Genomic DNA, 21,417 nt, shown 5'->3' on the forward strand with positions numbered 1-21,417 from the left:
AGGCGAGAGGGGAGGCGGGCGCGGTGAAGCGCACGCTCTACGAATCCGACCACGAGGACTTCCGCGAGGCCTTCCGGGCCTTCGTCGAGAAGGAGATCGTCCCGAACGAGCAGCAGTGGGAACGCGACGGGATCGTGTCCCGCGAGCTGTTCACCACCGCGGGCCGCAACGGGTTCCTCGGGATGGACGTGCCGGAGGCCTACGGCGGTGGTGGGGTACCGGACTTCCGGTTCAACGCGGTCATCGCCGAGGAGCTGATGCGCTCCGGCGCGGCGGCCTCCGGGCTGGGCCTGACCCTGCACAACGACATCGTGCTGCCCTACCTGCTCGCCTACTGCTCGGAGGAGCAGAAGCAGCGCTGGCTGCCTGGCGTGGTGAGCGGGGAGAAGATCCTCGCCATCGCGATGACCGAGCCGGGGATCGGGTCGGACCTGGCGTCGATGTCGACGACCGCGGTGCGCGAGGGTGAGCACTACGTCGTCAACGGGGCGAAGACGTTCATCACCAACGGCGTCAACGCGGACCTGCTGATCATCGCGGTGAAGACCGACCCGACGCAGAAGCACAAGGGCATGAGCCTGCTGATGCTCGAGCGCGGGATGGCGGGGTTCGAGCGCGGGCGCAACCTGGACAAGCTGGGCCAGCACGCGCAGGACACGGCCGAGCTGTCGTTCACCGACGTGCAGGTGCCGGTGGGGAACCTGCTGGGCCCGGACGAGGGCCAGGGCTTCATGCAACTGGTGCAGAACCTCCCGCAGGAGAGGTTGTCGATCGCCGTCGCGGGCGTCTCCGGGGCGCGCACCGCGCTGACCCAGACGCTGGAGTACGTCAAGGAGCGCACGGCGTTCGGCTCGCCGATCGGCTCGTTCCAGAACTCCAGGTTCGTGCTGGCCGAGCTGGACACCGAGATCGACATCGCGGAGCACTACGTCGACGACTGCGTGCGCGCGCTGAACGCCGGCGAGCTCACCGCGGTGGACGCCTCGAAGGCCAAGTACTGGTGCACCGAGCTGCAGGGCAAGGTCGTCGACAAGTGCCTGCAGCTGCACGGCGGGTACGGGTACATGAACGAGTACCCGATCGCGAAGGCCTACGCCGACGCCCGGATCACCCGGATCTACGGTGGGACCACCGAGATCATGAAGGAGGTGATCGGCCGGGGGCTCGGACTCTAGGCCGGTCATGACCACCGAACGCACGCCGGTCACCAGGACCCGGGCGCAGCGGTCCGAGGACAGCCGCGCCCGGATCCTGGACGCCGCCGTGGCCTGCCTGATCGAGGGTGGCTACTCCGGCGCGACCACGCTGACCATCCAGTCCTCGGCCGCGGTGTCGCGGGGGAGGCTGCTGCACCACTTCCCGTCCCGGGACCGGTTGCTGGTCGCGGCGGCGCAGCACCTGGCCGTCAAGCGGGTCGCCGACACCGAGGAACGGGTCCGGCGGGTGGTGGAGCAGGACCCGCCCGCCGACGCCTTCCAGCGGGCCGACCGGGTGATCGAGCTGCTCTGGGAGAGCTTCTCCGAGCCGCACTTCTGGGCGTCGATCGAGCTGTGGACGGCGGCCCGGGTGAACGGGGAGATCGCCGAGGTGCTGCGGCCGGAGGAGCGCCGGCTCGGTGCCGCGATCCGGGCGTCGATGGCCCGGATGTTCGGTGACGAGCTGGCCTCCCGGCCGCGGTTCAAGCAGCTGCGCGACCTGCTCCTCACCTCGATGCGCGGGACGTCGATGACCTACACGTTCGACCCGCGCGACCCGGGCGGGGACAGCATGCTCGCGCAGTGGAAGGACCTCGCCCGGGTGCTGCTGAAGGCCTGAGGGCTCGGTGGAACTCGGCTCGGCGGGCTCGCGCGCTCAGGTGCCGAAGCGCAGTCCGAGCGGCGGTGTCGCCGATTCCGGGTGCGGCGCGGGCCCGGGCGGCGCCGGGCGGACCCGGACCTGGTTGCGGCCGCCGTGCTTGGCCTCGTAGAGCGCGGCGTCGGCCGCGGCCAGCAGGCCGTCCAGCCCGTCGCCGTGCTCGGGCGAGGCGGCCACGCCGATCGACACCGACAGGCCGCCGATCGTGCCGCCCGCGCTGGGCGCCTCGACCGCCAGCGCCTCCACGCTGGCCCGGATCCGCTCGGCCACCTCGCGGGCCCGGCCGAACACCACGTCGTCCGGGCGCAGCCCGCCGAGCGCGACGACGAACTCCTCGCCACCGAACCGGCCCGCGTGGTCCTGTTCGCGGACCTCGCTGCCCAGGACGCCGGCCACCGCGGCCAGCACGTCGTCGCCGGCCAGGTGGCCGTGCCGGTCGTTGACGGCCTTGAAGTGGTCGAGGTCGAGGATCAGCACCGCGACGGCCCGGCCGGTGTGCCGGGCACGGTCGAGCAGCTGCTGGGTGCGCCAGCGCCACGCGGCCGGGTTCAGCAGCCCGGTCTTCGCGTCGGTGTCGACCCGTTGTTCGAGCTGGCGGACCAGCGTGGTCTGTTCCAGGACCAGCAGCGGCAGCACCGCCAGCAGCACCAGCCAGGGTGTGGTGTTCGCGATGATCACCGCTACCAGCCCGCCGAGCGACAGCGTGGAGAACTCCAGGAGGATCTCGCCGCCGAGCAGGATCGTGAGGAACCGCGAGCCGGGCCGGGACAGCCGGATCACCGCCACCACCAGCACCGTGTTCACCAGGGTGTAGGCGACGAGCGCACCGAGCACGACGGTGGCGTCCCGGGCGTCGCCGTAGCCGGGTTGCGCCGGTGTGCTCCCGAGCAGCCGCACGGCGGCGACCACGTGCACCGCGAGCACCACGGTGGCGGCGCTGAACACGTGCCGGTGCAGCGGCGTCCCCGCGGGGCGCGAGACCCGCAGGTAGAGGTGCAGGTAGACGACCACGACCAGCGCGGTCGCCGGCAGCGGCGGGAGCAGCAGCGCGGCCGAGAACGTCCAGACCGAGGTCATGTTGATGTAGCGGGTCTCGGCGATGCGGCGCCGGATCCGCTCCGCGTTCAGCGACATCTCGGCGTGCCCGACCGCGACCGCGGCCAGCAACCCCACCAGCAGCAGCTGCCGATCGTCCGGGAGCGGGGCGAGCACGGCACCGGCGAGGACCGCACCGAGCGTGGCGAGCTCGACGGCGGCGACCAGCGCGACGGCGGCGGCCGGCAGCGACCGGGATCCGGCGGTGGACGAGCGGCGCGACCGCGTCGCCGGTCCCGCCTGGTCTCCCGCAGTCATCCCGTCCCCGCTCGACGTCACCGCTCCTCACCGAAGGGTCAGGTTACCTGCGGGTACGGAGAGCGGAGCTATCGATGTCGTCGGGCGGGCCTCGGCGCGGCGAACGGTGCGTCCGGCACGACGAGCGCCTCAAGGGCCGCTCAAGTCCTGACACTCCGTGCTCGTCGGGTTACCGTGGGCAGCAGCGTCAGTCGATCGCGTGAACACGACTGCGCAGCGGACACCGTACGTCCGCTCCGGCGGGCCGGTGCGGTGGGAATGGTCGTCGTCGTCACACGAGGGGGTGTCGTCGTGCGCAACTGGGAGTGGTGAACCTCAGTCGTCCGGCGGGGGATCGAGGGTCGCCGGCGCCCGGCTGCTCTCGATCTTCCGCGCCGTCCCGCGGGTGGCTCGCCGATCTGGACGGTCCGCCGGAGCTGCTCGGGCGGCTGCGCGCCGACGTGCCCCCCGGCATGCCGGCTGCTGGTGCCCGCGCACGCCGACCTCGGCGCCGAGCATCTGCTCGCCGACGGTGACCGGATCACCGGCGTGCTCGACTGGTCGGACACCGCGGTCACCGATCCCGCCGCCTACGGCCCGGTCGACGCCGCCACCCGGCGGCGGGTCGTCTTCTTCGCGCGCGCCGGCGCGCCGGAGGATTGCAAATGCGATTCACGACACGTCCGTTCAGCCGGTAGTCGGTACACCCGGACGAGTGAGGCGATCATCAAGTCCCCGCTGCGACCTGCAACGACGAGGTCCCGGTGCCGGCGTGTCGGGATCACCCCCTAGGCGGGACGCCGCCGTCCGTGCTGCAGTTAGCCTGGCCTTATCTGAGGCTTGGCGATGTAGACGGAAGGACAGTGATGGCGACTCCGGCGAACGCACACCCCCGGCCCGACCAGGAGGTCCTCGACGTCGTCGGCGTCGGGTTCGGACCGTCCAACGTCGGCGTCGCGATCGCCGTGCTGGAGCACAACGCGTCGGTTCCCGCGGCGCGCAGGCTGACCGCCCGGTTCGTCGAGCACCAGGAGTCGTTCGGCTGGCACCGGGGCATGCTGCTCGAGGACGCCACCATGCAGGTGTCCTACCTCAAGGATCTGGTCACGCAGCGCAACCCGACCAGCTCATTCACCTTCCTGTCCTACCTGCACGACCGGGAGCGACTGGCCGACTTCATCAACTACGGCAGCAGCTTCCCGACCCGCCGGGAGTTCCACGACTACCTGGAGTGGGCCGCGGCGCGGGCCGAGCGGCTGGGCGACGGCACCGGCGGCAACGTCGGTGTCGACTACGGCCGCGAGGTCGTCGAGGTCGTCCCCGTGCGCGACGGCGACGGTGAGGTCGAGCTGCTGGAGGTCGTGGTGCGCCACGGCGACCGGACCGAGCGGCTGCGCGCCCGCAACGTCGTGCTGGCCACCGGGCTGGCGCCGACGTTGCCGCGCGGCATCACCACCGGCAACCGCGTCTGGCACAACCGCGACCTGCTGTTCCGCACCCGGGAGCTGGCCGGGACCGAACCGGCCCGGTTCGCCGTCGTCGGTGCCGGGCAGAGCGCCGCCGAGACCGTCGACCACCTGCACCGCACGTTCCCCGAGGCCGAGGTGCACGCGGTGTTCGCCCGCTACGGCTACAGCCCGGCCGACGACAGCTCGTTCGCCAACCGGATCTTCGACCCGTCCGCTGTGGACGATTTCTACACCGCCCCGGACGGGGTCAAGGAGATGATCCTCGGCTACCACGCGAACACGAACTACTCGGTCGTCGACCCGGAGCTCATCGAGGGTCTCTACCGGAAGCACTACCACGAGCGGGTCGCCGGGACCGAGCGGCTGAAGTTCCGCAACGTGTCCCGGGTGGCCGACGTCGTCGACGTCGGGGACCGGGTCGAGCTGGCCGTCGAGTCGTTGATCGACGGCTCCCGCGAGGTGATCACCGCCGACGCCGTCGTCTACGCGACCGGTTACCAGGCCGCCGACCCGCTCCGGCTGCTCGGCGGCGGGCTGCCCGAGGCCTGCGCGCGGGACGTCTCCGGCCGGCTCGACGTGCGCCGCGACTACCGGGTCGGCACCACCGCGCTGGCCGACGGAGCCGCGGTCCGGGCCGGGCTCTACCTGCAGGGCCCTACCGAGCACACGCACGGCATCACCTCGACGCTGCTGTCCAACATCGCCGTCCGTTCCGGCGAGGTCGTCGCCTCGCTGGCCGGGCTCGGTGCCCCCGGCGGGACCGAGGTCCCGGCCGGCGCCGGCACCCCCGCCGCGGTCTGACCCGCCCACGATCGCACCGTCCACCCGCACCTTCTGCCAGGGAGAACCCGTGTCCACCAACCCCTTCGACGACCCCGACGGCACCTTCTACGCGCTGGTGAACGACGAGGGCCAGTACTCGCTCTGGCCGGCGTTCGCCGAGGTCCCGGCCGGCTGGACGGTCAGCCACGGACCGGCCGACAAGCCGTCCTGCCTGGAACACGTCGAGCAGCACTGGACCGACCTGCGCCCGCGCAGCCTGCGCGAGCGCACCGGCTGACCGCAGCGCCGCGCCGCCCGAGACCCCGCGCCGCCCGAGACCCCGCGCCGCCCGAGACCCCGCGCCGCCCGAGACCCCGCGCCGCCCGAGACCCCGCGCCGCCCGAGACACCGCGCCGCCCGAGACACCGCGCCGCCCGAGACACCGCGCCGAGCAGGAGCCGACCGTGACCCGCACGCTGCCGTCCCCGTCCGCGAGCCCGTCGAACAGCCTCGCCACCTGGCCCGAGCTGTTCGCAGAACGGGTGGCCGCGGCCCCGGACGCGGTCGCCGTCGTCTGTGGTGACTCCTCGCTCACCTACGCCGAGCTGGATGCGTTTACCGCGCGGCTGGCGTCGGTGCTGGTGGCGCGCGGGGCGGGCCCGGAGACCCTGGTCGCGCTGGCCGTGCCGCGCGGGATCGACCTGGTCGTCGCGCAGGTGGCGATCCTGCGTTCCGGCGCGGCCTACCTGCCGGTGGACCCGGACCAGCCGTCCGCCCGGACCGGGCAGGTGCTCGACGACGCCCGGCCCGCCCTGCTGCTGAGCACCCGCGAGGTCGCCGCTGAGCTGCCCGGTGAGCTGCCCGCGGTGCTGCTCGACGACGACGCCGACCGGGCCGGGATCGCTGCCGCCGCACCCGCCACGACGACCGGCATCGACCACCGGTCGGCCGCCTACGTGATCCACACGTCCGGCTCGACCGGCCGGCCGAAGGGTGTGGTGCTGACCCACGCCGGCGTCGCCGGGCTCGTCGCCACCCAGACCGAGCGCCTCGGCGTCGGCCCGGCCGACCGGGTCCTCGGGTTCGCCTCGACCGGGTTCGACGTCGCGTTCTGGGAGCTGTGCATGGCGCTGCTCTCCGGCGGGCGGCTGGTGCTGGTGCCCACCGAGCTGCGGCTGCCCGGCCCGGAGCTGGCGGACTACGCCCGCGACCACGGCGTGACCGTGATGGCGCTGCCGCCGGCGTTGCTGGCCGCGCTGCCGCCGGACGTCGACCTGCCCCGGGCCACCCTGCTCGCGGGCACCGAGCGGGTCTCGCCGGAGCTGGTCGCACGCTGGGGCCGGGACCGGCGGATGGTCAACGCCTACGGCCCGACCGAGGCGACGGTGAACTCCACCCTCGGCGAGTGCGACCCGGCCCGGACCGGGACGACGGTGCCGATCGGCGTCCCGGACCCGATGACGACCGCGCATGTGCTCGGCCCGGACCTGCGCCCGGTCGACGAGGGCGATCCCGGCGAGCTCTACCTGGGCGGGCCCGGCCTGGCACGGGGTTACCTGAACCGGCCCGGCCAGACCGCGGACCGGTTCGTCGCCGATCCGTTCGGCGCGCCGGGGGAGCGGCTGTACCGCACCGGCGACCTGGTCCGACAGGACGAGGCCGGCGAGCTGGAGTTCCTCGGCCGCGCCGATGACCAGCTCAAGGTCCGCGGGTACCGGATCGAGCCGGGGGAGATCGAGTCGGTGCTGCGCGCGCACCCACACGTGGCCGATGCCGTCGTCGGGGTGCACGAGCCCGCGCCGGGGGACCGGCGGCTGGCCGCGTGGGCGGTGCCTGCGCGCGACGCCGGGGACGGCTCCGAGCAGGTCACCGCCTGGAAGGACGTGCACGAGCTGCTCTACGCGGCGACCTCGGCCCCGGACGGCGACCCGACCGGCTACGAGGGCGGCTTCGCCGGCTGGAACTCCACCTACGACGGCACCGCCATCCCGCGCGACGACATGCGCGCCTGGCGGGACGCCACCGTCGAGCGGATCCACGCGCTCGGCCCGGGCCGGGTCCTGGAGCTCGGCGTCGGCAACGGGTTGCTGCTCGCCGAGCTGGCCGGCGGCCCGGACTGCCCGCGTTACGTCGGCACCGACCTCTCCGCCGAGGCCGTCGCCGCGCTCGGCCGGTGGGTGGACGCGCGGCCGGAGCTGCGCGACCTCGTCGAGCTGCACGCCGCCGCCGCGCACGAGCTCGACGGCGTCGACGGGCCGTTCGACACCATTGTGATCAACTCGGTGGCACAGTACTTCCCGGGCCCCGAGTACCTGACCGACGTGCTGCGCCGGGCCGCCGCGCTGCTGGCGCCGGGCGGCGCGATCTTCCTGGGCGACGTCCGGCACGCCGGGCTACTGCGCACGTTCCGGGCCGGGGTGCTCGACGCGCGCCGGCCGCACGCCGACCCGGCCGGCCTGCGCGGCGACCTGGACGCGGCCGTGGCCTGGGAGGGCGAGCTGCTCTGCCACCCGGACTTCTTCGCCGGCCTCGACGGGTTCGCCGACGCCGAGATCCGGATCAAGCGGGCGACCGCGCACGACGAGCTGTCCCGCTACCGCTACGACGTCGTGCTGCGCCCCGACCCCGCCCCGGATGCGGCCGGCACGGACTCCCCCCTCGCAGCGCACCGGCACCCCGCACAGCACGCCACGCAGCCCGCGCCGCGCGGGGACGCCGCGTGCCACGAGCCGGCGGGACGTGCCACCCGGCGGGTGGAGGCGGTCGTGTTGAGTTGGGAGGGGTGCGGGGCGAGCGCCGGGACGCTGACCGAGGCGGTGCGCGGGGCGCTCGGTGTGCGGCCGGACGCGCTGCGCGTCGTCGGGGTCCCGGACCTGCGGTCGGTAGCGGACCGGTCTAGCCGGGCCCGGATCGACGGCGAGCCGGCGCCGGCGTCCGGTGCGGACCCGGAGGAGCTTCTGCGGCTCGGGGAGTCGCTCGGCTACACCGCCGAGGGCACCTGGGGTCCGGAGCCCACCGTCGAGCTCGTCTTCACCCGGCCCGGGGCGACGGCCGGGCCGCTCTACCGGCCGACCGCTGCGGCCGAGCCGGTGCACCGCCCGGCCCCGTTCCGCGACGTCGACGTGCTGGTCGGCGCGCTGCGCGAGCACCTGCGCGGGCAGCTGCCGGAGTGGATGGTCCCCGCCGCGGTGGTCCCGGTGCCGGCGATCCCGGTGCTTGCCAACGGCAAGACCGACCGGGCCGCGCTGCCCACCCCGGACCTGACCGCGCAGGTGCGGGGCACCCGGCCGGGCACCCCGCGCGAGGAGCTGCTCTGCACGTGCGCGTCCGAGGTGCTCGGGGTGCCGGGGCTCGGTGTCGACGACGACTTCTTCGCCCTCGGCGGCGACTCCGTGCTGTCGATCCGGCTGGTCGTGCGGGCCCGCGAGGCCGGCCTGTCGATCACCCCGCGGCAGGTGTTCACGTACCGCACGCCGGGTGCCCTGGCCTCGGTTTGCTCTGCGTACCTCGGCGCAGCGGACGGGGCCGCGGCCGTCGAGCTGGACGACGCGGCCCGCGATGCGCTCGGTGCCCTGGACGGGATCGCGGCCGTCGGACCGGTGTCGCCGTTGCAGGAGGGGTTCTTCTTCCACGCCGCGCTGGACCCCGCCGACACCTCCTACGTGGTGCAGGAGGTGCTCGACCTGACCGCGCCCGACCTCGACCCGGCCGCCGTGCGGGACGCCGTCGCGGACCTTCTGGACCGGCACCCGCAGCTGCGGGCCGGGTTCGCCCAGCGCGCCGACGGCCGCGTCGTGCAGGCCGTCGCCGACCGCGTCACGCTGCCCTGGAGCGAGCACGATCTCACCGGCGGCGCCGACCCGACCCCGGTGCTGGACGCCGAGCGGGCCCGCCCGTTCGACCTGGCGCGCCCGCCGCTGCTGCGGGCCGCGCTGCTGCGCACCGGGCCCGGCCGGGCCCGGCTCGCGCTGACCTTCCAACACGCCGTGCTGGACGGCTGGTCGGTCGCGCTGCTGGTCGGCGAGCTGCACGCGGCCTACTCCGCCCGCCGTGCCGGGACCGCGCCCGGGTCCGACCCGGCCCCGCAGGCGCGGCTGCGCGCCTGGTTCGACCACCTGGCCGCGCTCGACGCCCCGGACGCCCGCGCCGAGGCCCGCGCGGTGTGGGACGCCGAGCTGGCCGGCGCCGAACCGGTCCGGCTGCTGGACGCCCTCCCGGCGCGCGGAGGTGTTCAGAGCAAAGCGATGCCGGAGGGCCACCCCCGCGGCCCGCACGCGACGAAGGTCATCAACCTGGACCGGGCCGCGACCGCCGCGCTGGACCGGGCCGCCCGCGCGCACGACGTCACACCGTCGACGCTGCTGCACACCGCCTGGAGCCTGGTCGTCGGCGACCTCACCGGCGCCCGGGAGGTACTGGTCGGCAGCACCGTGTCCGGCCGGGACGCCGCCGTCGACGGGATCGGCGAAGCCGTCGGCCTGTTCGTGAACACCGTCCCGGTGCGGCTGCGCCGGATCCCCGGCGAGCCGCTGTCGGCGGCGATGCGCCGGATGCAGGCCGGGCGGACCGCGGTGCTCGACCACCCGCAGGTCCGGCTCGCCGACCTGCAGCGCGGCCACGGCGAGCTGTTCGACTCGATCGTCGTGGTGGAGAACTTCCCGGCGCCGGAACCGTCCGGTGGGCAGTTCGAGAGCGGTGACCTCGAGATCGGCGGCCTCGAGATCGGCGACGTCGAGGTGCGGGACGCGGTGCACTACCCGGTCGCCGTCGTCGTCGGGACCGGGCCGGAGACGACGATCACGCTCAAGCACGACCCGCTCCGGGTCGGCCCCGCGACCGCCGACCTGCTGGTGCGGCTGCTGCAGGACCGGATCGACGCCCTCGTCGGCGCCCCGGACCGCGCGCTCGCCGCGCTGCCGGTGCGGGCCGGCGCCGAACCGGCGGCCGGGCCGACCCGTCCGCTCGACACCCGCACGCTGGCCGAACGGGTCGCCGACGGCCTGGCCCGGGATCCGGGCGCGACCGCCGTCGTCGCCCCGGACGGCGAGCTCACCGCGGCCGAGCTGGACCGGCGCTCGGCGGCGCTGGCCGGGGCGCTGCGCGAGCGCGGTGCCGGCGGCGTGGTGGGCGTCGCGGTACCCCGCTCGACGGAGCTGATGGTGGCGCTGCTCGGGGTCGTCCGGGCCGGTGCAGCCTACCTGCCGCTGGACCCGGAGCACCCCGCCGAGCGGCTGGCCCACATCGCCGGCGACGCCGGAGTCGGCACGGTTCTCGTCGACAGCGGGCTCGTCGGCAGCGGGGACGACCCGCTGCCGGAGCTGCCCGGCGTCACCCGGCTCGCCGTCGCCGATCTCGCGGCCGGCTCGGTGCCGGCCCGGCTGCCCGTCCCGGACCCGGACGACGCCGCCTACCTGATCTACACCTCCGGCTCGACCGGCCGGCCGAAGGGCGTCGTGGTCAGCCACCGCGCGATCGGCAACCGGCTGGACTGGATGCAGGACGCCTACCCGTTGGGCGCCGACGACCGGGTGCTGCAGAAGACCCCGGCCGGGTTCGACGTCTCGGTGTGGGAGTTCTTCTGGGGCCCCGCGCAGGGCGCGACGACCGTGCTGGCCCGCTCCGGCGGGCACCGCGACCCCGAATACCTCGCGGACCTGGTCCGCGACGAGCGGGTCACCACGATGCACTTCGTGCCCTCGATGCTGGAGGGGTTCCTGGCCGCCGAGCGGGTCACCGCCGACCCGTCGTGGGCCGCCCCGCTGCGTCGGGTGTTCTGCTCCGGCGAGGCGCTGCCCGCCGCGGCGGCCCGGCGCTGGCACGAGCTGACCGGCGTCGCGCTGCACAACCTCTACGGCCCCACCGAGGCGGCCGTCGACGTGACCGCATACCCGGTGCCGGCCGCCCCGGGCGGCACCGTCCCGATCGGGGCGCCGGTGGCCAACACCCGCACCCACGTGCTCGACGGGTGCCTGCGCCCGGTCCCGGACGGCGTCCCCGGCGAGCTGTACCTGGCCGGGGTGCAGCTGGCCCGCGGCTACCACGCCCGGGCCGGGCTGACCGCGGACCGGTTCGTCGCCGACCCGTTCGGGGCGCCGGGGGAGCGGCTCTACCGCACCGGCGATGTCGTGCGCCGGACCGGCGGCGAGCTGGACTACCTGGGCCGCGACGACGGCCAGGTCAAGATCCGCGGACAGCGGATCGAGCTGGGCGAGGTCGAGGCCGGGCTGGGCGCGCTGGACGGCGTCGAGCGCGCCGCGGTCGTCGTCCGCCGGGACGGCCCGGCCCCTGTCCTGGTCGGGTACGCGGTGGGCACCGCGGACGGCGCCGCGTTGCGGGGCGCACTGGCCGCGTGGCTGCCGGAAGCGATGGTGCCGGCGGCCGTCGTCGTGCTCGACGACCTGCCGCTCACCCCGAACGGCAAGCTCGACCGTGCGGCGCTGCCGGCTCCCGGCGCGACACCGGCCGGGCCCGCCCGCGAGCCCGCCACCGAGGCCGAGCGCACTCTGTGCGCCGCGTTCGCCGAGGTACTGGGCCGCGACACGGTCGCTCCGGACGACGACTTCCTCGCCCTCGGCGGCGACTCGATCACCTCGATCGCGGTGTCCTCGCGGGCCCGCCGCGCCGGCCTGGACGTCGGTCCCGCCGCCGTGCTGAGCGGGCGCACCCCGGCCGCCGTCGCGGCCGGGGCGGGGGAGACCGCGGACGCGCTGCCGCCGCTGCCCGCGCCGGAGCCCGGGGTCCCCGAGCGGGTCCGCGAGGTGGCGGGTACGGAGATCGCCGAGGTGTGGCCGCTGTCGCCGCTGCAGGAGGGCCTCTACTTCCACGCCACCCTGGACGGCGCCGAGCACGACGTCTACACCGTCCAGGAGACCGTGGAACTCGACCACGAGCTGGACCTCGACCGGTTCCGCCCCGCCGTCGCGACCATGTTGGAGCGGCACCCCGCACTGCGCGCCGGGTTCACCGATGACGGCCTCGACGAGCCCGTCCAGTTCGTCGCGGAACACCTGGCAGCGGCGGTCGAGCTGGTCGAGGTCGCCTCCGTCGACGAGCTCGACCGGCGCACCGAGGCCGACCGCACCGCACCGATCGACCTCGCCGCGCCGCCGCTGTTCCGGATCACCGTGCTCCGCCACGACGGCCGGGACCGGGTACTGATCCACCGGCACCTGCTGATCTGGGACGGCTGGTCGGCCTGGCTGTTCCTGGAGAACCTGTTCGCCGCCTACGACGGCGAGATCCGCCCGGAACCGGGCGGGAGCTACCGCGACCTGCTGGCCTGGCTCGCCGCCCGCGACCCGGAGCCGGGCCGCGCGGCCTGGCGCACCGCGCTCGCCGGGCTGGACGAGCCGACCCTGGCCGGGCCGGCCCCGGTCACCGAGCCGGGCCCGGTCACCGAGACCCACCTCGACCTCGACGCCGCCACCTCGGCCCGGCTCCGGGAGCTGGCCCGCGACCGCGGCGTCACCCCGAACACCGTGCTGTCCACGGTCTGGGCGCTGGCCCTGGCCGCCGGGACCGGGCGGACCGACGTCGTGTTCGGCACCTCGGTCGCGGGCCGTCCCGCGGCGGTGCCGGACGTCGAGAACGTGATCGGGCTGTTCCTCAACACCGTCCCGGCCCGGGTGGTGCTGCACCCCGGCGAGACCGGTGGCGCGCTGCTGTCCCGGGTGCAGGACGAGCGGCTCGCGCTGCTGCCGCACGAGACCGTCGGGCTGGGGGAGATCCAGCGCCTGGCCGGGCACCGGACCCTGTTCGACACCCTCTACGTCTACCGGCCGGAGGGCGGCGAGCAGCGGATCGCCGAGCTCGGCGAGCGGCACGGGATCACCGGTCTGGAGAACGCCGACGCCACCCACTACCCGCTCACGCTGATCGTCACCCCCGGCGAGCGGTTCCGGATCACGCTGTCGCACACCGTCGGCGACGTCGCCGCCGCGGCCTGGATGGGCCGCGTCGAGCGGCTGCTGTCCGGGCTGCTGGACGCCCCGGACGCCCCGGTCGCGGCGCTCGACCCACTGGCCGGCGCCGAGCGGGCCGCCGTCACCCGGACCCGGGACGGCGGCACCGTCGACCTCGGCGACGACACGATCGCCGACCTGCTCGCCGGGCGGGCCGCGGTCGCCGCGGACGACCTCGCCCTGGTCTCCGGATCTGACCGGCTGACCTACGCCGAGCTGGACGCCGCGGTGAACCGCACCGCCCGGCTGCTGCTGGCCCGCGGCGCCGGCCCGGAGACCGTCGTCGCGCTGGGGCTGCCCCGTTCGCACGAGACGGTGATCGCGCTGTTCGCGATCCTGCGGACCGGGGCGGCCTACCTGCCCCTCGAGCTGGACCACCCGCCCGCCCGGCTGGTCGAGACGATGCGCGACGCCCACCCGGTCGCGTTGCTGAGCACCACCGCCGTCGCACCGACCCTGGCCGGCGCCGGCGTCCCCGCGGTGCGCCTCGACGACCCGGCCACCGCCGACGAGCGGGCCGGGCTCGACGGCGGGCCGCTGACCGACGCCGAGCTGGGCGCGTTCGCACCGGGCACTCCCGGCCGGCTCGACGTGCCCGCCTACGTCATCTACACCTCTGGCTCCACCGGGAAGCCGAAGGGCGTCGTCACCCCGTACCGGGGCCTGACGAACATGCAGCTCAACCACCGCGCGGAGATCTTCGACCCGGTCGTGGCCGACGTCCGGTCCCGGCGCGGCCCGCACGCCCGGCTGCGGGTGGCGCACACCGTGTCGTTCGCCTTCGACATGAGCTGGGAGGAGCTGCTCTGGCTGGTCGAGGGACACGAGGTGCACGTCGCCGACGAGGCACTGCGCCGCGACGCCGAACGCCTGGTCGCCTACTGCGACGCGAACGAGGTCGACGTGGTCAACGTGACCCCGACCTACGCCGCGGCGCTGCTCGAGGGCGGGCTGCTCGCGCGGCGCCCGATGCCGCTGGTGCTGCTCGGCGGCGAGGCGGTGTCCGACGCCGTCTGGACCGCGCTGCGCGACGCCGACGGCGTGCTCGGCTACAACCTCTACGGCCCCACCGAGTACACGATCAACACCCTCGGCGCGGGCACCACCGACTCGGACACCCCCGCGGTCGGCCGGCCGATCACCAACACCACCGCGCACGTCCTGGACGCCTGGCTGCGGCCGGTCCCGGACGGCGTGCCCGGCGAGCTCTACATCGCCGGTGACGGCCTGGCCCGCGGCTACCTGGGCCGCTACGGCCTGACCGCGGACCGGTTCGTCGCCGACCCGTGGGCCCCGGGCGGCCGGATGTACCGCACCGGTGACCTGGTGCGGCGCCGCCCCGGCCCGGACGGGGACGGGATCCTGGACTTCCTCGGCCGCACCGACGACCAGGTCAAGATCCGCGGGCACCGGGTGGAGCCCGGCGAGGTCGCGTCGCTGCTCGACGCCGACCCGGCGGTCGCGCGGGCCGCGGTCGTCGCCGACCGGTCCGGACCCGGCGGGATCGCGAGGCTCGTCGGCTACGTCGTGCCGCAGGGAGCAGGCGACGCGGCCGCCCCGCCGGCCGGAACGGACGGTGCCGCGTCCGGGGGCGTCTCGGACCTGCCGGTACGGCTGCGCGACAGGCTGCGGGACAGGCTGCCCGACCACCTGGTGCCGGCCGCGGTCGTCGTCGTGGACGACCTGCCGCTGACCGTCAACGGCAAGCTCGACACCGGCGCGTTGCCGGCCCCCGACCTGGCCCCGGCCGGCCAGGGCCGCCCGCCGGCGACGCCGGCCGAGGAGACCCTGTGCGGGCTGTTCGCGCAGGTCCTGGAGCTGGAGCGGGTCGGGCCGACCGACGACTTCTTCGACCTGGGCGGGCACTCGCTGCTGGCCACCCGGCTGCTGTCCCGGGCGCGGACCGCGCTCGGCGCCGACATGGCGCTGCGCGACCTGTTCGCCGCACCCACCCCGGAGCTGCTCGCGGCCCGGTCCGGCGCAGCGGGGCCGCAGCAGGCCCGGCCGGAGCTCGTGGCACGGGAGCGTCCGGACACGCTGCCGCTGTCCGCGGCGCAGTCCCGGCTCTGGCTGGTGTCCCAGCACGGCGGCGGGGCGGCCTACAACTTCCCGCTGACCCTGCGGCTGCGGGGCGAGCTCGACACCGCGGCGCTGTCCGCCGCGCTGGACGACGTCGTCGCCCGGCACGAGGCGCTGCGCACCGTCATCGAGGAGGCCGGGCCGCGGCAGCGGATCCTCCCGCCGCCGCGGGTGCCCTTCGCCGTCGTCGACGCGGACACCGACGAGGTCGCCGGGCTGGTCGCGGCGGAGGCCGACCGGCCGTTCGACCTGGCCCGGGACATCCCGATCCGGACCACGGTCCTGCGGCTCGGGGTCACCGAGCATGTGCTGGTGCTGATGCTGCACCACATCGCCACCGACGAGTGGTCGGACCGCCCGCTGCTCGACGACCTCGCCACCGCCTACGCCGCCCGCATCGAGGGCACCGCCCCGGCCTGGGACCCGCTGCCGGTGCAGTACGGCGACCACACGCTCTGGCAGGCCGAGCTGCTCGGTGACCCGGACGACCCGGCGTCGCTCGCACACGACCGGCTCGCCTGGTGGGAGGAGAACCTGGCCGGCGCGCCGGAGGAGATCGAGCTGCCCGCCGACCGGCCGCGCCCGGCCCGCCCGACCTTCGCCGGTGGGCTGGTCGAGGAACGGCTGCCGGCCGCCGTGCGCGACGGGGTGCACGCGCTGGCCCGCGAGCACGGCGCCAGCCCGTTCCTGGTCCTGCACGCCGCGGTCGCGGCGCTGCTGACCCGGCTCGGTGCGGGCACGGACCTGCCGCTCGGCGCCCCGGTGACCGGCCGCACCGACGAGCGGCTGGAGGACCTGGTCGGGTTCTTCGTCGACACCGTGGTGCTGCGCACCGACACCTCCGGCGACCCCACCCCGGCGCAGCTCCTCGCCCGGGTCCGGGACGCCGACCTGGCCGCGTTCGCGCACGCCGAGGTGCCGCACCAGGACGTCGTCGAACGGGTCAACCCACGTCGCGAGCCCGGCCGCAACCCGCTGTTCCAGGTGATGGTGGCGCACCACGCCCGGCCCGGCGGCGAGATCCTGGCCCTGCCCGGGGTGACCGCGACCGAGGAGCCGATCGAGGCGACGACCGCGAAGTTCGACCTGGTCTTCTCCTTCGTCGAGACGGCGGAGGACCTCGCGCTGCATCTGGAGTACTCCACGGAGCGGTTCGACAGGGCCACCGCCGAGGCACTCGCCGCCCGGTTCGCGGCGCTGGCCGCGTCCTTCACCACCGAGCCGGACGCCCCGCTCGGCGGGATCGACCTGCTCACCGCGGACGAGCACCGCGCGCTGACCGACCGCTCCGGGGACCGGGACGCCGGCGGCACGTTCCCCGGCCCGCTGTCCGCGGTGGTCGCCCGGTGGGCGGACGCGACCCCGGACGCCGTCGCGGTCACCGACACCGCGGGCGACCTGTCCTACGCCGACCTGGACGCCCGTGCCGGGGCCGCCGCCGCGCACCTGGCCGCGGCCGGGATCGGGCGGGGCGAGGTCGTCGCCGTCGCGGTCGGGCGGGACGCCGGCCTGGTCGCGACCGTGCTCGGGCTGTGGCGGCTCGGCGCGGTCTGGCTGCCGCTCGACCCCGCGCACCCCGAGGAGCGGATCGCCTTCCAGCTCACCGACGCGGGAGCTCGCGCGCTAGTGGTCGCCGTCGAGTGCGACGACCGGATCCCGCGGGTCGAGGGGCTTCCCCGGCTGCGGCCGGCTCCCGGGGCCTCGGCCGGCGCGCCGGAGCCGGTCGACCTCGGCCCGGACGACCCGGCGTACCTGATCTACACCTCCGGCTCCACCGGCCGGCCGAAGGCGGTGCTGGTGCCGCACGACGGCGTCGGCGTGCTCACCGAGCTGGCCGCCGAGCGGTTCGGCGTCGATGCGGATTCGCGGGTGCTGCAGTTCGCCTCGGCCGGGTTCGACGTCGTCGTGTTCGAGCTGGCGATGGCGCTCGGCGCCGGCGGCCGGCTGGTGATCGCCCCGGACGACGTGCGCACTGCCGGGCCGGAGCTGCCGGCCTTCCTGCACGAGCACGGCGTCACGCACGCCGCGATCCCGCCCGCGCTGCTCGGCGCGTTCGGCCCGGACACCGCGCTGCCCGGCGGGCTGCACGTGCTGGTCGGCACCGAGGCCGTACCGCCGGACCTGGTCGACCGCTGGGCCGGGAGGGTGTCGCTGGTGGTCTGTTACGGGCTCACCGAGGCGACCGTGAACTCCACGCTCTGGGCGGCCCGGCCCGATCGGGACGGCCCCGTCCCGATCGGCGTCCCGGACCCCGGCACCGTGGTCCGGCTGCTCGACGAGCGGCTGAACCCGGTCCCGGACGGCGTCGCGGGGGAGCTGTACGTCGGTGGTCGCGGCCTCGCGCTCGGCTACCGCGGCCGGGCCGGGCTCACCGCGGACCGGTTCGTCGCCGATCCGTGGGGCCCGCCGGGGGCGCGGCTCTACCGCACCGGGGACCGGGCCCGGTGGCACGGCGGGGAGCTGCACTTCCTCGGCCGCACCGACGAGCAGGTCAAGGTCCGCGGGCACCGGGTGGAACCCGGCGAGGTCGCGGCCGTGCTCGCCGACCACGACGACGTGCGGCAGGCCGTCGTCCTCCCGCGCGGCGACGGGCTGGCCGGCTACGTGGTGCCCGAACCCGGCGCCGGTGCGGCCCCGGCGGAGCTGCGTGCGCACGCTGCGGACCGGCTACCGACCGCGCTGGTGCCGGGCGCCGTCGTCGTGCTGGACGGGCCGCTGCCACTCACCCCGAACGGCAAGCTCGACCGGCTCGCCCTGAACCGGCTCCCGCTGCCGGGGGCCGCCGGTTCCGGGGGTGGCGGCACGCCGGAGCAGCGCCGGCTCGCCGGCCTGGTCGGGGAGGTGCTCGGCCTGGACCCGGAGTCCGTCGGCCCGGAGGACGACTTCTTCGCCCTCGGCGGGCACTCGATGGCCGCGATGCGGCTGATCGCCCGGGTGCGGGCCCGGACCGGCGCGGACCTGTCGATGCGCGACGTGTTCGACGCCCCGACCGTCGCCGCGCTCGCCGGCCTCCTCGCGCAGCGGCCCTCGGACCGGCCCGAGCTGGTCGCCGGGCCGCCCGCGGACCCGCGGGGCGAGCCGCTTGCACCGGCGCAGGAGTGGCGCTGGGCCCGGCACCGGGTCGACCCGCGACCGAACCACGCCCTGGTGTTGCGGCCGGACACGCCGTACGACGTCGCGGCGCTGGCCGCGGCGGTGGACGACGTCGTCGACCGGCACGAGCCGCTGCGCACGGTGTTCACCCCCGGCCCGGACACGGCGCTGCGGCTGGTGCGGGACCGGGGCACCGGCCTGGTGGAGAGCGCCCGGCCGGCGTCGGAGCTGGCCCGCGAACCGTTCGACCTGACCGGCGAGCCGCCCTTCCGCGCAGTGCTCACCACCGAGCGGAGCGCAGGCGGAGCGAGCATCGACACCCGCCCGGACGGCGGTCACGAGCTGGTGCTCGTGCTGCACTACCTGGGTGTCGACGAGTGGTCGGTGGTGCCGTTGCTGCGCGACCTCGCCACCGCCTACGACGCCCGCCGCACCGGCCGCGCCCCGCGGTTCACCCCGCTGCCGGTCACCGCGACCGACCACGCCCGCTGGGCGTGCGCGCTCGCCGGTCGGGCCGGTGGGGGACAGCACGACGGGGGACAGCACGACGGGGGCGACCGCTATGCCCGGTCGATCGCGCACTGGCGGGCCGCGCTGGCCGGGGTGCCGGCACCGGTCGACCCGGAGCCGGGAGACCGGTGCGCCGACCGGGCCCCCGAGCCCGGCGTCGCGCGACCGGGCGGTAGGGCCTGTGGCCCGGTAACCGCGGGCCCCGCGACCGGCGACCCGGCGCCTGGCGAGTCGGCCGGCACCGCGCAACCGGGCGCTGCGACCGGTGACCCGGCGACCGGCGCCGCGGAGCCGGACCCGGCGGCGGCCGGGACGGTCGTCGCCGAACTGGACCCGGAGCTGCGCGACGAGCTGGCCGGGCTGGCCCGCCGCGAGCGGTCCGGGCTGTTCACGCTCGTGCAGGCCGCGCTGGCGGTGGCCCTGGCCCGTCGCGGCGCTCCGGTCCCGGTCCCGACGGCGTCGTTCGTCGCCGGGCGCACCGAGGCCGCGCTGACCGACCTGGTCGGCGGGGTCGCGGACGTCGCGCTGCTGCCGGTGCACCCCGGTTCCCGCGGCCTCGACCCCGGGCTGCTGCGGGCCACCCGCGCCGACGACCTGGCCGGCTACGACCACACCGACGTGGGGTTCGCCGCGGTCGCCCGCGAGGTGTGGGGCGCCGACCCGGCGCGGGTCCGGCCGTCGGTGCTGCTGGTTCCGCACGAGGACACCGGGTTGGCGGCCGAGCAGCAGGTGCTCGGCACACTGGACGCGCTCGACGTCGGCGGAGCCACCGCTGACCTCACCGTGAGCGTCGCCGAGCCGCAGGGAGAGGGACCCATCGTGCTGGAGCTGACCCACCGGCTCGCCGCCTGGACGGCCGGCGACGTCGCGGACTTGGCCGCCGAGCTGGTCGCCGAGCTGCGTGCGGCAGTGCGCCGGTGACCCGGGTGGTGCGGGTCAACGAGGCGGGGCCGCCCGCGCCGGCCCCGCCGGAGGCCGGCGTGGCGGCGCAGAAGCTGCTGCGGGACGCGTTGCGCGACACGCACTCCGAGCCGGTGACCGGGCCGCTGCTGGTGCCGCTGCCTGCGGTCGGGATGAGCGTGGTCGCCGACGTCGCGCACGTCTCCCCGGTGGGGGTGCACCGGTTCGCCCGGATCGCGCTGGGCACGTCGGACGGGGGCCTGGACCCCGATCCCGGCCCGGACGAGCTGGCCGCGGCACTGCGTGCCGAGCTGGCCGCGCGCTCCGCACCGTCCGATCCGGACGGCGCCGCCGGGGCCGCCGGACCGGTCGGGGCACGGGCGGGTGACGGGGCGCCGGGGCCGGACACCCGCTGGTCGACGGGCGCGACGGCACCCGGTGGCCGGAACGGAACGGCTGTGTGCGACCCGGACGGATCGGCGGCAGCGGTACTCGGCCCGGACGCCCCGCGGGACCCGGTGGCCGCCGTCGAGCACGCGCTGCAGGCGATCCGGCGCCTCGTCGGCGACGCCGGCGCCATCCCGGCCGGCTCCGGCACACCGACCGGATCCGCGGCGGCGTCGCGGACCGATCTCGCGGCCGTCCTGCTCGACGGCCTGCTCCCGCGGGTCGCCGCGGGAAACCCCGGCCCGGCGACCGAGCAGGCCCGGCTCGCCGCGCTGATCGGACGCCTGGCCGCCGCCCGGGACGACGAGGCGCCCGGCCCGGTTCGCGACGTGCTCGTCGACTGGCTGGACGACCCGTACCTGTGGCGGTGCCCGGTGCTGCACCCGGCGGCCCGGCAGCGGGTCCGCAACCCGCTGGTGGCGGCCGTGCCGACCGCGCTCGCCGACCCGCCGGTGCCCGAGCGGGCCGGGCCCTTCCGGCTGCGCCGGGCCCGCCCGGACGGCGCCGACCTGCGCACCGTCGCCGGCTGGATGCGCCGACCCGAAGTGACCCGCTTCTTCGGCCAGCCCTGGCCGGACGAGCGCTGGGCCCGCGAGCTGGCCGGGCACGGCCCCGGCAGCGGCACCGTGGCCGTGCTCGTCGAGGACGCCACCGACCCCGCCGCCGGGCCGATCGCCTACCTGGAGTTCTACCGCCCGGCCCGGCACGCGCTGACCCGCGCGTTCGCGACCGGTCCGGACGATCTCGGCGTGCACGTCTGCGTCGGCGCCGCGCACCGCCGCGGCACCGGGGGCGCGCTGCTCGGCGCGGTCGCCGAGGTGCTGCTGGCCGCCGAGCCCGGCTGCCCGCGGCTGCTCGCCGAGCCGGACGCCCGCAACGCCGCCGCGCTCGGGGCGTTCCGCCGCGGCGGGTTCACCCACGCCGAGACGATCGCCCTGCCGCACAAGGACGCCGCGATCGTGGTGCGGGGCCGCTGACACGGGGCGATGAGTTCGGACGAGCCGGGCGGT

8 protein-coding genes are annotated in these 21,417 nt (G+C 76.0%); 7 read left to right on the plus strand and 1 reads right to left on the minus strand.

Going from position 1 to position 21,417, the window contains the following annotated elements:
• Window positions 1-23: 23 nt before the first annotated feature.
• Both ACLFMI_RS00805 and ACLFMI_RS00810 read left to right on the plus strand, forming a co-directional pair.
• Window positions 24-1,175, plus strand: coding sequence for an acyl-CoA dehydrogenase family protein (locus ACLFMI_RS00805; protein WP_410945734.1), 1,152 nt, complete (start codon window positions 24-26; stop codon window positions 1,173-1,175).
• 7 nt (window positions 1,176-1,182) lie between these two features.
• Window positions 1,183-1,815 carry a TetR/AcrR family transcriptional regulator gene (locus tag ACLFMI_RS00810; protein WP_410945735.1) on the plus strand — a complete coding sequence of 211 codons (633 nt, stop codon included), beginning with the start codon at window positions 1,183-1,185 and terminating at the stop codon, window positions 1,813-1,815.
• Between the two features lie 36 nt (window positions 1,816-1,851).
• Here the strand turns inward: ACLFMI_RS00810 and ACLFMI_RS00815 are convergent, their stop codons facing one another.
• On the minus strand, window positions 1,852-3,228 hold the full coding sequence (locus ACLFMI_RS00815) for a GGDEF domain-containing protein (RefSeq protein ID WP_410945736.1): 1,377 nt from the start codon (window positions 3,226-3,228) through the stop codon (window positions 1,852-1,854).
• A gap of 444 nt (window positions 3,229-3,672) precedes the next feature.
• Between ACLFMI_RS00815 and ACLFMI_RS00820 the strand changes: the two genes are divergently transcribed.
• The 5 genes from ACLFMI_RS00820 (at window position 3,673) to ACLFMI_RS00840 (ending at window position 21,384) form a co-directional block, all read left to right on the plus strand.
• Entirely contained in the window at window positions 3,673-3,978 is a 306-nt protein-coding gene (locus ACLFMI_RS00820) for a phosphotransferase (RefSeq protein WP_410945737.1), read from the plus strand.
• 74 nt (window positions 3,979-4,052) lie between these two features.
• Window positions 4,053-5,456 carry a lysine N(6)-hydroxylase/L-ornithine N(5)-oxygenase family protein gene (locus ACLFMI_RS00825; RefSeq protein WP_410945738.1) on the plus strand — a complete coding sequence of 468 codons (1,404 nt, stop codon included), beginning with the start codon at window positions 4,053-4,055 and terminating at the stop codon, window positions 5,454-5,456.
• A 49-nt stretch (window positions 5,457-5,505) separates the two neighbouring features.
• On the plus strand, window positions 5,506-5,715 hold the full coding sequence (locus tag ACLFMI_RS00830) for an MbtH family protein (RefSeq protein ID WP_410945739.1): 210 nt from the start codon (window positions 5,506-5,508) through the stop codon (window positions 5,713-5,715).
• Between the two features lie 166 nt (window positions 5,716-5,881).
• Window positions 5,882-19,981: an amino acid adenylation domain-containing protein gene (locus ACLFMI_RS00835; RefSeq protein WP_458788569.1), complete on the plus strand. Its 14,100-nt coding sequence runs from the start codon at window positions 5,882-5,884 to the stop codon at window positions 19,979-19,981.
• Entirely contained in the window at window positions 19,978-21,384 is a 1,407-nt protein-coding gene (locus tag ACLFMI_RS00840) for a GNAT family N-acetyltransferase (RefSeq protein WP_410945740.1), read from the plus strand. Before ACLFMI_RS00835 ends, ACLFMI_RS00840 begins: the two co-directional genes overlap by 4 nt.
• The last annotated feature ends 33 nt before the right edge of the window (window positions 21,385-21,417 follow it).

It is taken from the genome of Pseudonocardia nantongensis (genome assembly GCF_046546495.1).
GTDB lineage: Bacteria > Actinomycetota > Actinomycetes > Mycobacteriales > Pseudonocardiaceae > Pseudonocardia > Pseudonocardia nantongensis.